Source organism: Marinobacter sp. EN3, from assembly GCF_000475315.1.
Taxonomy (GTDB): domain Bacteria; phylum Pseudomonadota; class Gammaproteobacteria; order Pseudomonadales; family Oleiphilaceae; genus Marinobacter; species Marinobacter nauticus.
Genome location: NZ_AXCC01000096.1, coordinates 123176 through 136132 on the forward strand (window position 1 = coordinate 123176; position 12957 = coordinate 136132).

Annotated in this window: 9 protein-coding genes; 7 read left to right on the top strand and 2 right to left on the bottom strand. The window is 57.9% G+C overall.

Annotated elements, in window-relative coordinates:
• Positions 1-254 precede the first annotated feature (254 nt).
• The gene (locus tag Q675_RS37125; RefSeq protein WP_022990846.1) at positions 255-2273 is read left to right on the top strand and encodes a methyl-accepting chemotaxis protein; all 2019 of its coding nucleotides are present in this window, start codon (positions 255-257) and stop codon (positions 2271-2273) included.
• A 76-nt stretch (positions 2274-2349) separates the two neighbouring features.
• On the opposite strand, the gene hemN is transcribed toward Q675_RS37125, so the two are convergent.
• A complete protein-coding gene (gene hemN / locus Q675_RS37130; RefSeq protein WP_023012252.1) occupies positions 2350-3759 on the bottom strand; it encodes an oxygen-independent coproporphyrinogen III oxidase in 1410 nt (469 codons plus the stop codon).
• Positions 3760-3936: 177 nt separating this feature from the next.
• On the opposite strand from hemN, the gene Q675_RS37135 reads away from it, so the two are divergent.
• Complete coding sequence (locus tag Q675_RS37135) at positions 3937-5469, top strand: cryptochrome/photolyase family protein (RefSeq protein ID WP_023012253.1); 1533 nt, start codon at positions 3937-3939, stop codon at positions 5467-5469.
• 77 nt (positions 5470-5546) lie between these two features.
• Positions 5547-6815, top strand: a complete 1269-nt coding sequence (locus tag Q675_RS37140; protein ID WP_223268780.1) for a substrate-binding periplasmic protein — start codon at positions 5547-5549, stop codon at positions 6813-6815.
• A 16-nt stretch (positions 6816-6831) separates the two neighbouring features.
• Here Q675_RS37140 and Q675_RS37145 read toward each other — a convergent pair whose 3' ends face one another.
• Positions 6832-8520, bottom strand: coding sequence for an HAD family hydrolase (locus Q675_RS37145; protein ID WP_031211923.1), 1689 nt, complete (start codon positions 8518-8520; stop codon positions 6832-6834).
• 357 nt (positions 8521-8877) lie between these two features.
• Between Q675_RS37145 and Q675_RS37150 the strand changes: the two genes are divergently transcribed.
• From Q675_RS37150 to Q675_RS37165, 4 genes are all read left to right on the top strand, one after another.
• Positions 8878-10239 carry an ABC transporter substrate-binding protein gene (locus tag Q675_RS37150; RefSeq protein ID WP_023012257.1) on the top strand — a complete coding sequence of 454 codons (1362 nt, stop codon included), beginning with the start codon at positions 8878-8880 and terminating at the stop codon, positions 10237-10239.
• Between the two features lie 230 nt (positions 10240-10469).
• Positions 10470-11258, top strand: a complete 789-nt coding sequence (locus tag Q675_RS37155; protein ID WP_051995656.1) for an ABC transporter permease — start codon at positions 10470-10472, stop codon at positions 11256-11258.
• Complete coding sequence (locus Q675_RS37160) at positions 11255-12133, top strand: ABC transporter ATP-binding protein (protein WP_023012259.1); 879 nt, start codon at positions 11255-11257, stop codon at positions 12131-12133. The genes Q675_RS37155 and Q675_RS37160 overlap by 4 nt, the downstream gene beginning before the upstream one ends.
• 72 nt (positions 12134-12205) lie before the next feature.
• A complete protein-coding gene (locus tag Q675_RS37165; protein WP_031211927.1) occupies positions 12206-12949 on the top strand; it encodes a GntR family transcriptional regulator in 744 nt (247 codons plus the stop codon).
• Positions 12950-12957 lie beyond the last annotated feature (8 nt).

Genomic DNA, 12957 nt, shown 5'->3' on the forward strand with positions numbered 1-12957 from the left:
ACCTTACCGGTCAGCGACTTAGCCCACCTTGACCTTTGTCAGCGGATTGACAGAAACCTGTCAAATACCCCTTTGGTAATACTCTACGCATTAACCCCTACCTGAACCAAAACTGCATAAAACTCATTGCTTTAACTTTTTATTACAAGCACTTACATGTGGAAATCTACCCCCTCAGGTACCCCAAGGCGTCAATGGTCTGAACTGCTACACTTATCCACAATGGACGCCATTCTCAATGATGAGGCCCTCCCATGACTTTTATCAACAACCTCTCCATGCGAGGCAAGCTGATTACTTTGGTGCTGCCTGCGCTGCTGGTCATTGTATTTTTCGCGGTCCAGAGCATCTCCCGTAATATGGATGACCTGGACAACATGCAACAGCTCAATACCTTGGTTCAGTTGGCTGAGCTTGGGGATCCGCTGGTTGAGGAATTGCAGAAAGAACGGGGCCGTTCGGCCGTGTTTATTTCCAGCGCCCCGGATTCTGACGGCGAGCGCGAGGCAGCCCGCAACCTTCAATCCCAGAGACAAAATACTGACAGGAACCTGAGCGCCTACCAGAACGGAATCAAGGCACTGGCTGAAGAAGCCCGTTTTGACGGCAGCATTCAGGCAAGCGTCGACAAATTCCAGCGGGACATTGGCAATCTAATCAGTCTGCGCAGGGATATTGATAACCGGGTGTTGGCTGGTGCCGAATCCGGCGCCCGCTACACCAGCCTGATCATGGAAATCCTTAACCGTATTCCGTTGCTGGTGCGCCGGGCATCTGAGCCCGAGCTGGCCCGGCAGATCAATGCCTACCTTGCCCTTGCCGAAGCTGCCGAAATGGCAGGCCGTGAACGGGCTGCAGGGGCGTCACTGGTGCGCAGCGGCAACTTCGACCTGCCTGCAGTTGGGCAAATAGCGGCCCTGTCAGGGCGTCAGCAAGCGTATTTCCAGACCGCAATCACCATGCTGAGTGCAAATTCGGATATCCGTGGTCGGATTGAGTCATTTCCCGAAACCGCCGAGCACCGAAAAATGCTGGATCAGCGAGATATGCTTCTGAGCAGCCCTTCCGGTATGTACGGCCTGGAAGCCAGTGACTGGTTTTCAGCCTCTACCAACCGCATACAGGCCATTAACGGCATCCGCACTGATATGCTGTCACAGGTTGAAGCACTGGGCACCGCTGGCGTGAATGCCGCCAGAAGCAATCTGATCTGGGCATCGGCCATTGCCGCGACGTCAATCGTTCTGGTGGTTCTGTTAATGACCGTGATTATTCGCGCCATTCATCAGCAGGTGAATCAGCTGCTGGAAGGTGTTCGAAACGCCATGGACAACAAGGACCTGTCGCAGGCGATTCCGGTCTCCAGCAAGGACGAGACTGGCACCATAGCCGAGGCAATCAATGAACTGTTTGGCCGTTTTAGCGAGGCCTTGCTGCAAATCGACAAGGCAAGCGTACAGCTGGCCACAGCCACCGAGGAAACCAGCTCAACCGCGGGCCAGAATTCCTCACAGATCAAGAACCAGCAACAACAGATTGAGCAAGTGGCCGCTGCCACCGAAGAAATGTCGGCAACCTCAGAGGAAATTTCTCACAACACCCAGCAGGTGGCGGACGCCTCCAGTCGGGCTATGGAGAAAAGCCAGACCGGCGAGAAGGTGCTGCACACCAGTGTCTCCCAGATCCGGGAACTGGCGAAGTCAGTACAGGACGTCAACCAGGTTATCGAAGAACTGGAACAACGCAGCACGACCATCAGCGATGTGGTTGATGTTATCCGGAAAGTTGCCGACCAGACCAATCTGCTGGCGTTGAATGCAGCGATCGAAGCCGCCCGGGCGGGCGAGCACGGACGAGGCTTTGCGGTAGTGGCGGATGAGGTTCGCACACTGGCGCAGCAAACCCATGAATCCACTACCCAGATCGAAGATATCATCAACGGCTTCAAGACCATCACCGACAACGCCAGCCGTTCAATTATCACCAGCCACAAACTGGCCGACCAAACCAGCGCGCAAGCCTCGGAGATGGAACAGACCTTTGCTGACATTCTGATGGACGTGAACAGCATTTCCGATATGGCGACCCAGATTGCCACTGCGTCGGAACAGCAGGTTGCGGTCACGCGCGAACTGGCGGGTAATATGGAATCTGTAAGCGAAGCTGCCCTCCTGACCCTGACCGGCTCCCAGGAAATCACCGAGGTCACCCAGGAACAGGCGCGGCTGGCCCGCCAGTTACAGGATCTGGCCAATGAGTTCAAAGTGGCCTGATCAGAAAACCCTCCACGACAACGCAAGAGGGCTGCCATGTGGCAGCCCTCTTGCGTTTGTGCTCATTGTTCTCCAGTCAGATAATTCTGGAGAACCGCTGGCTCGCCCCTTCCTTGCGGTACAGATCGAAGATCTGGCAAATGGCCCGGATCAGTAGGCGACCGGCTGGCTGAACCTGCAGCAAAGAACCGCAATCCGCAATCAACTCGTCCTGAATCATCGGCTTCAGGCGGTTCATTTCATCCGCGAAATAGCGGTCAAAATCTTCATTCCACTGTTCGGCAAACTGCTTGCGGTCCAGTCGGAACTGGCAGATCAGCTGGCCGATCACCCAGCGTCGGATGCGGTCGTCGCGGGTCAGGCCCACGCCACGAATAATCGCCAATTGGCCAGCATCGATGGACGCCTCCCAGGACGGCAGGTCGTGGTTGTTCTGGAAGTAGGCATCGTCGGTCTGGCCAATGGCTGATACACCCAGGGACACCAGGTCACAATCCGAGTGAGTGGTGTACCCCTGGAAGTTCCGATGCAGGCGGCCTTCGCGCTGGGCTACCGCCAGGCTGTCGTCCGGCTTGGCGAAGTGGTCCATGCCGATGTATTCGTAACCAGCTTCCAGCAAACGGTTGATGGTGTTGTGCAGAATCGTCAGTTTCTGCTGCGGACTGGGCAGTGTATCGGCCTGAATCCGTGTTTGCGGATAGAAACGGTCCGGCAGATGCGCGTAACTGAACACCGAAAGCCGGTCCGGCGACATCTCGATCACCGATTCCAGGGTTTCGGCAAAGCTTTCCGGAGTCTGGTACGGCAGGCCGTAGATCAGATCCAGGTTGATGGAGCGGAAGCCGATGCGGCGCGCTTCGTTCAATACCGACTTAGTCATGTCCCGGGGCTGGATACGGTTCACCGCCTTCTGCACTTCCGGATTCACATCCTGTACACCCAGGCTGATACGGTTGAAACCCAGCTCCCAGAGGGTGGACAGAGTATCTTCGTCCACTTCCCGGGGATCGATTTCGACACTGTAGTCCCGATCGTCGCCGGACTGCAGGTTAAACAACTCACCGTAACCGGCCATCAGGTGTTGCATCACATCTCTGGGCAGGAAGGTAGGTGTACCACCACCCCAGTGCAGTTGCTTGACCGGGCGGTCGGCACCGAACAGTTTCGACTGGATGGCCGCTTCTTTCAGTACCCGCTCCACATAGGGCATGGCCTTGTCGCGCTTCTTGGTGATCACCTTGTTGCAAGCGCAGTAGTAGCACAGGTGCGCACAGAACGGCAGGTGGGTGTAGAGCGAGATTGGCCCGCCGGAGGCCTTGCTGCGGCCTGCCGCTTTAACCATGTCTTCAATGGAATAGTTAGGGGTGAACTCCACCGCCGTGGGGTAAGACGTGTAGCGGGGGCCGCTCAGGTCATAGCGGCGGATGAGCGCCTCGTCCCAGATGAAAGCGGGCAGGTTGTTTGCTGCAGCAGTATCAGAAGCCATAGTAAAACTCTAACGTCGAATAGGATTGGCAAGCCGGAAAGCGCGGATTATGCCTGACCGGCGACAGTCACTGTTTGATGCGAATCAGCTGAGTGTACCAGCTTAACCAATGAACCACCCTTGCGCCCATGGCGTATTCTGCCTACCTCTAAAGGATAAACTCAGCCGGAGCCCGACATGGCCAATCTCATCCTGATTCTGGGCGATCAGCTCAGCCCCCGACTCTCCGCCCTGGATAGCGCAGACAAGGAAAACGACCTGATCGTGATGGCCGAAGTCCACAGCGAAGCCAGCTACACCAACCACCATAAGAAGAAGCTGGCATTCATATTCAGCGCCATGCGGCACTTTGCCCAGGAGCTGGAACGCGAAGGCTGGCGGGTGCATTACCAGCACTACCACCCGGACAACCCGGCTCAATCTCTTGAACAGGTGATAGCGGAGCTGGCCCGGGAACACCGACCGGAACGCGTGATCACCACGGAGTGCGGTGAGTGGCGTTTACACAACCAGGTCAGCCAGTGGCATAAAACGCTGGGCCTGAATGTCGAAATCCGCCCGGATACCCGCTTCGTGTGCGCCATTGACGAGTTCGCCCGCTGGGCCAAGGGCAAGAAACAGCTGCGCATGGAGTTCTTCTACCGGGAAATGCGCAAGAAAACCGGCCTGCTGATGACGCCAGATGGCCAGCCCGAAGGTGGCCACTGGAACTTCGACGCCGATAACCGCAAGAAATGGACCGGCAAACCTCCTGCCCCGGCTCCGTTCCGGGAGGAACCGGATGCCATCACCACTGACATAATCGAACTGGTGAACGAGCACTTTTCGGAACATTTCGGCACCACAGACGATTTCCACTACGCCGTCACCGCCGAACAGGCCCGCCAGGCCCTTAGCCACTTTGTCGACTTTGCCCTGCCCTGCTTCGGCGACTACCAGGATGCCATGTCAGACAACGAAGACTGGCTGTTCCACTCCACTCTGTCGCCCTACCTGAATACCGGGCTGCTGGAGCCGATGGAGGTTTGCGAGGAAGCGGTACGGGCCTGGCACGCCGGCCGGGCGCCGCTGAATGCGGTGGAAGGCTTTGTCCGCCAGGTCATCGGCTGGCGGGAATTCGTGCGCGGCATCTACTGGCTGCTGATGCCCGGTTACGCCCGGGAAAACCGCCTGGGCAATACCCAGAAGCTGCCCTGGTTCTACTGGACCGGCAATACAAAGATGCGCTGCATGCACAAGGCCATCGACGCCACGGCCCGCAACGCCTATGCCCACCACATCCAGCGGCTGATGGTGACCGGCAACTTTGCCCTGCTGGCCGGGGTGAGACCAGAAGCCATCTGTGACTGGTACCTGGCGGTGTATATCGACGCCTTCGACTGGGTAGAGCTGCCGAACACCCTGGGCATGGTGATGCACGCCGATGGAGGCTACCTGGGCTCGAAACCCTACGCCGCCAGCGGCAAGTACATCCAGCGCATGTCTGACCACTGCCAGAACTGCCACTACCGGGTGCAGGACGCCACCGGCGAGAAAGCCTGCCCGTTCAACAGCCTGTACTGGCACTTTATTGACCGGCACCGGGAGGATTTTGCCGACAATCCCCGGATGACCATGATGTACCGCAACTGGGACAAACAGAAGCCAGAGCGGCGGGAAGCCCTGCTGGCAAGGGCCGACTGGGTTCTGGCCAATATGGAAACACTGTAATCCGACTACTCCGAATGAAGTACGGAAAAGCGGGATTATGACTGCTATGCTCTTGCCATTGTCAGCAATCTGGACGCTTGAGTACGCAGATGGATGCCCGCAGCCTGATTATCGGATTATGCCTTGTTCTGGCCTCGGTGACCTCGAGGGCAGACCATCAGGTGTTCAGCCTGTATACCTTTCTGGCGCCGCCTTACCAGTATACTGAACCCCAGATTCCGGTGGTTTCCGGGGAAACCACGGAAACGGTCCGCTGCGCTATGGAGAAAGCAGGCTATCAGGCCAAAATCAGCCTGATGCCCCAAAGCCGGGCGCGTTACTCGCTGGAACGCAATCTGGTGGACGGCTACTTTGCCGTCGGGCCATCCGCAGAAATGGATCAATCTGCCGTTCGGTCGCACCCGGTCGCCCTGGAGAAGTGGCACTGGTTCTTTACCGCCGAAACCAAACCGGATCCCGGCAAGGCAAGAATTGGTGTGGTCGGTGGCAGCAATGAAGCCATCTGGCTGGAAGAAAGTGGCCTGAAGCCGTTTATCACGGTCACCGGAGCTGAGCAGCTGCCGGCACTGCTGGTACGAAAGCGGATTGATCTCGCCCTGATGGACCTGCGTGTCATGAAATATCTGCAAGACCAGAAATCCGGGGTAGATTGGTCACTGAATTCCGAATTTGTCCGGTATGCGCCTTTGCACCTGTATGTGAACCCTCGCTTTGCGGAAGGCCACCCTCGCTTCCTGTCCGGATTTAACGAACATCTTGCCAGCTGTGCCATGCCAAGCATGCAATTGTCCGAACAGGAAGCAACAAAAGTTCAGGGGCTGGCGCAAGCGCTGATGGCGGATCTCTCCGGCATCGTCAATCTGACCAATGCCATCTACCAGGGGCCGACCTATGACAACCTGACCGATATCCTGACCAAGGACACGCTCTGGCAAGCGCTGGCACCCCACCATCCGACACCGCTGGCTGGCGAAATACTTGAGCTGCCGGCTTCTCGGGCACTGGCAACCTGGCAGGCCAGCCATGCCCCGCTGGTAACTGAGGTTCTGCTGACCGACAAAGCCGGGGCTCTGGTTGCCATGAGCCGTCTGTCCTCAGACTACTGGCAGGGCGACGAACCCAAGGTACAGGAGATCGCCCTTGAAACCGACCGAGGCGTTGAGAGAAAGCGCGACATGTGGATTTCGCCGATTCGCTACGATGCCTCCACCGCCCGTTTCCAGGTGATGGTCAGCTTTCCGGTGCCGCTGAATAAACCCAACAACGGACTCGAAGGCGTGCTCGTACTCGGGCTCGACATCGAACACGCTCTTCACAATCCCCCCGCCCCCGGCTCGGCAGAATAACCAACATCTTCCAGAGTCAGGGCGGCCCGACTTCGCAGGCCAGCACCAGAGCCCAGAACTCGGAGAAATCATTAACCACTACATCCGGTTTGTCCGGGTGTTTGTGAGTACCGGGAAAAATCCGGTTCAGCCACGGCAAATCCCACTGGGCGCCGTTGAAGAACACCGCGGTCATACAGGCCCGTTTGGCCGCAATGATGTCAGTGGTAGAGTCGCCCACGTACCACACACTGGGGTCCGGTGGGTAATCCAGCTTCTGCACTGCCAGCAGCAATTGATCCGGGTGGGGCTTTCGCAGCGGGGTGTCATCACCACATACGTTAACGTCAAACAGGTGTGTCCAGCCAGTATCTTCCACTGCTGCCAGTTCGTGCTCGAAGAACTCCCGGTCGCGGTTGGTGATCACGCCCACCAGGATACCCAACTTGCGCAGCCCTTCCAGCATTTCCCGCACCCTGGGCTCGAAGGCTTTCACGGTGCCGTAGTGATTCCGGTAGTGATGATTAAAGGCTTTGTGGGCAATCTGCTTGGCGTCCTGATCCTCACCGAACAGCACTTCAAAAATATCGGTGCGGGAGATTTTGCGATCAGCCTTTACCTTGGGGTGCAGTTTGGCGAACTCTCGCACGTATGCCACCAGACGGGCATCTTCCGGGGTTTTGCTGTCTTCCGGCGCCACCATCCGGTCCATCAATCCCAGCTTGTGGAAGTCCGGCAGCATGTCATCCACCGCGTGATACATGGCATCGAGAGTGTCCACCAGGGTCGCGTGCCAGTCGAACAGGATCACCGCCGGGCGAATCAGTTTCACCACCGCCGGGTGCCAGTCCGGCTCAATGCGGGGCTCAGGCCGCTCCGGAGCCGGGAAGGGTTTCGGGCGCACCTCTGCCGGGCTGGCGGCAAACGCTTCCGGATGCTCACGCTCCAGCAGGGCGAGCAGGTCCATCAGATCTTCAAAGCTGTCGAGAACAGCGGTCGGGGCGTCCCGTTTGGTGAACCAGCTGCTGATCCGGTCGGGCTCCCAGCAGGCACCGTTGTAGAACACCCCAGCCACACCGGCATGGTGTGCGGTAAGCATGTCCACATAGCTGTCCCCGATATACCAGACGTGGTCATCCGCCTGGATCGACAGCTTTTCCAGCGCTTTGAGAATCACCTCCGGATCCGGCTTGTATTCAGTGACGTCGTCAGCACACACGGTGGCATCGAACAAATGCAGCCAGCGGCCCTCGTCGACAATCTGCAGTTCCCTGTCCAGGAACTCCCGGTTGCGGTTGGTGCACACCGCCAGCTTGATTCCCATGGCTTTCAGTGCCGACAGATACTCATAAGCGCCCGGCTGAAACGGTTTCACCTGGCCGAAGTACTTCCGGTAGGCCTGGTTGTAGGCTTTATGGGCGACCAGCTTGGCAGCCTTGTTCTCACCAAAGATGGCGTTGAAAATATCCGTTCGGGAGACCCGGCGCTCAGCCAGAATCCGCGGGTGCAATCGGCGATAGATGCGAATGTAACGCACCAACCGGGCATCGTCTTCGGTGCGGCACTGGTCTTCAGGCAGCAACTGCTCCACGAGGCCCAGCTCTTCCAGTTGCGGTAACATCTCCTCCATGGCGCTGAACATGGCATCATGGGTGTCCACCAGGGTACCGTGCCAGTCGAAGATCAGGACGGACGTAGGCATTAAGCCTTCACTAAATCTGGTCATGGGTGCTCCTCGGTTACCGCGTTCTTGCAAAATTATTCCTTTAGTAAACGTCATTATTCGTCGCTTCACAAAAAGCCTCGTCCCATTCAGGCACCGCTCAGTTCTCACTTGCCTTACTTGTCATATTAATCAGTTTTTCACCTGCGCCGTCCCTGCGCCAGCCGGAGGCCTTCGCACCAAACACGGGCGCCGATCGGTTCCTCAGTGCTTCCAACCAGGCCCTTATCGGCATAAGTAAACCTCAATAAAAACAATCTCCTTGGTTGAAGTCATCGGCTTCTGGCATAGCAGCTGCAACATCTACTGCAGGGGTCATGACCTGTTAGTACAAGTGAACCACACAGGAAGGTGAAGACGATGAGAAGCTCAAGCACCCTGGCAACAATCACACTCTGCGGTTCGCTGGCGCTGTTTGCCGGCGCGGTTTCCGCAGAGACTATCCGGGTCGGTATCGGCCATCAAAGCATGGTCACCAACACCGTTTCTGGCGGCATTGTGTTGGAGAAACTCGACCTGCTGAAAAAGCATCTGCCCACCACAGGCAAGTACGAAGGCGTTAAATACGACATCGTATTCCGGGATTACGATTCCGGGCCACCTATTACCAACCAGATGCTGGCCAACAAACTGGAATTCGGTGTGATGGGGGATTACCCCCTGATCGTCAATGGCGCAAAGTTTCAGGAAACCGGCCGGCAGGAAACCCGCTTTATTGGCGTCACCGGCTACAACCTCCGCGGTACTGGCAACGGCATTGTGGTGCCCATCAACTCCAGTGCCCAAAGCCTGGCGGATCTTGAAGGTAAAGCGCTGTCAGTTCCGGTGGGCAGCGCCGCCTGGGGTATGACGCTCAAGGCCCTGAGTGAGGCCGGGCTGAGTGGCAAGGTCCAGATCGTGAATCAGAGCCCGGCGGTGGGCGTGGCCAACATTCAGGCTGGGCGCATTGATGCCCATGCCGATTTCTGCCCCTGGTCGGAAATCATGGAATTCCGGGGCACCGCCCGCAAGATCTATGACGGTAGCGAGGCAGGCATTCCCACCTTCCACGGCATTGTTGTGCGTGAAAGTTACGCCAAACAGTATCCGGAAGTGGTCGAGGGCGTTCTGAAAGCGACGCTCGAAGCCCAGAAATGGATTCAGGAAAACCCTATGGAAGCGGCGGTGAAGGTATCCGAATGGACCGGCGTGGAAAAGGAAGTGCTCTACCTCTACTTCAGCGAGGGCGGAATCACCACCGCTGAGGCCAGCATCAAACCCGAGTGGGTGGATGCCATGAAGTACGACCTGGACCTGTTAAAACGGGAAGTCGGCGTGCCTGATCTGGATTTCGACCGCTGGGTGGATGACACATACCTGCGCGCCGCCTATCAGGCCATGGATCTGGATTACGAAACTCTGGTCAGCTCGGTTGTCGATACCCAACCCAACAACCCATCCCTCAAGCCCGCTGAGATCTGGTTTCAGGACAAAGGCATTGTGACCTACGACAGCGTAGCCGACATGCTCGCTGCTGTAGATACCGCTGAAAGCCCGATTAACGCCACCTACGTTTACGACAACCTGACCGGCCTGAAGCTGTTCGGCAAGGCGGCCTACCTGGTTCGTGGTGACGACGGTGACGTGGTGGCCTTTCTCAAGAAAGCCGACTCTGAAAAGCATATGGCCAACTACGGCGGCACTCCGGTAACGCCGGAGAGCACCCTGGCCATGGCTTACTGATCCGCCTCTGAGCGGGCGGCAATGGCGCTGCCCGCTCAGCATCGATCCGAGGAGTAACGACAATGGATAGCAACAGTAACGCGGCGATACTAACGGATGAGGCCCTGGCGGATGCACCCGCAGAACCTTATGACCGCGACGCCCAGAAAGAAACACTGACAGTGTCGACACCGCCAACGTCAACACCCGAATTACCGAAAGAAAGCCATTTAGCGGCCCCTACACCAATGATGATCTGGCTGAAGCGATCAGGCCCGCGATACCTTGTGCGAATCATGGCCCTGGTCGTCGCTGTTCTGCTCTGGGAAACGGCGTCTGGCAACGGCTTTCATTTTTACATCAACTTCGAGAACATCCCCGCACCCTCGGTGGTTGGTGCAGCCCTCGGTGCCGAACTGGCCGGCGAGGAGTTTTACCTGCACATATTGCACAGCCTGGAACGGGTGGCCATCGCTTATGTTATGGCCGTGGTGCTGGGCGTCGTCATTGGCATCGCCATGGGGCGTTCGCGCTGGGCAGAGGACATCATCCTGCCCTACATCGAGCTTCTGCGCCCGATCCCTGCCGTGGCTTGGATTCCGCTGGCGATTCTGATGCTGCCAACAGAGCAGTCCAGCATCGTGTTCATTACCTTTCTGGGCGCTCTTTTCCCGGTCATCCTCAATACCGTCCACGGTGTTGAGCAAACCAACGGCCTTCTGGTTCGTGCAGCACGAAGCCTGGGCGCAAGCCGCACCGCCATCCTGTGGCATGTGGTTCTGCCTGGCGCCATGCCATCCATCGTCGCCGGTCTTGCCATTGGCATGGGCGTCGCCTGGTTCTCGCTGCTGGCCGGCGAAATCATCAGCGGCCAGTACGGCATCGGCTACTACACCTGGAATTCCTACACCCTGATTCAGTACCCGCAAATCATTATTGGCATGCTCACCATCGGCGGCCTTGGCACCCTTTGTACCCTGCTGGTTCGCAAAGGCTGCAGCCCGTTACTCAAGTGGCAGGCCAAAGGAGGTCGGTCATGAGCGAAACACCAGTGAACGATAACCGCCTGACCGTGCTCGACCACAGCCGACTACGCGCCAAAGCCGCCAAGCCCGGTGCTGAGCGTGGGCACATCTCGGTTCGTGACGTGGACATTGTGTTCGAAACCACAACCGGTCCACACGCAGCCGTGAAAAACGCCAACCTGACGGTACGCCCCGGCGAGTTCATCTGCCTGCTGGGCCCATCCGGCTGTGGCAAATCCACCTTGATGAACAGCATTGCCGGCTTCGTGCCTCCCACTAGCGGAGAAGTGACGATCGATGGCGCTCTGGTGACAGAGCCGGGGCCAGACCGTGGCATGGTGTTCCAGCAGCACTCCCTGTTCCCCTGGAAAACAGTGAAAGAGAACGTTGCGTTTGGCCCCTTGATGGCCGGCGTGGGCCAGAACGAAGCCAATAGCGTGGCGCGAACCTTCCTCTCCCTGGTAGGACTGGCCGCCTTCGAGAACGCCTATCCCAACACGCTTTCTGGCGGCATGCAGCAGCGGGTGGGGATCGCCAGGGCGCTGGCCAACTACCCCAGCGTCTTGCTGATGGACGAGCCGTTCGGAGCCCTCGACGCCCAGACACGCGTGATGATGCAGGAAAACCTGCTGGAGATCTGGAGCGAGTTTCGCAACACCGTGGTGTTCGTCACCCACGACATCGATGAAGCGGTGTTCCTGTCTGACCGGATTGTGGTGATGAGTGCCAGCCCCGGCCGGATCATTGCAGACATTGACGTGAAACTGCCCCGCCCCCGCGAACAGTCCTTGCTGACCAGCCCGGAGTTCATGGCGCTGAAGCGCCAGTGTCTGGACCTGATTCGCCAGGAAACCCTGAATACGTTCCAGCAGCAGAACAAGGCCGGGTGACGCCATGAGCAACGCGAGCCCAACTTCACCCGAACTCGCCATGACCTGTCATAACAACCAGGAGGATGAGCGATGAACCAGGGGATACATCCAATGGCCGAGCATTCACCACTGCCGCTGTATGTTCAGATCCGGGACCGCCTGCGGCGCGACATCCTCGATGGCACCTACCAGGTGCACGAGCGGCTGCCGTCAGAGAACGAAATGATGGGCGTCTTCGGCGTGAGCCGGATCACCATCCGACAGGCGCTTCGGGACTTGCACAACGAGGGCCTGGTGTTCAGTGCCCAGGGCAAGGGCACCTTCGTGAGCAAGCCCAAAGCGGTTCAGAACGTGCAACGCCTTGAGGGCTTTGGCGAAGCCATGGCGGCTCAGGGCTACGAGGCCTCCGCACGGGTGCTCAGCATTCAGCAGCTGAAGGCGCCAAAAGCCGTGGTGGCAGCGCTGGACCTTCAGCCCGGGGAAGACACCATCGAGGTGAAGCGGGTGAGATACCTCAACCGCTCTCCGGTGTGCATCGAGAACAGTTATTTCCCCATGGACATCGGCCGGCGCATGTTCGGCCTGGACCTTTCCGGCGACATCTTCCCCATGCTGGAAAACCTGTTCGGCATCCCCCTGGGCGGCGCAGACATCAGCCTGGACGCCATTATGGCCGACGACGAAGCCCAGCAATTCCTCAACCTCAAAACCGGAGAAGCCATTCTGCGGGTTGAACGCCTGACCCATAACCGGGACGGCCGTCCCATCGATTTCGAATATCTCTGCTACCGCGGCGATTCATTCAAATACCAGTTCCGGATTGACCGGAAATAGGAGCGCAC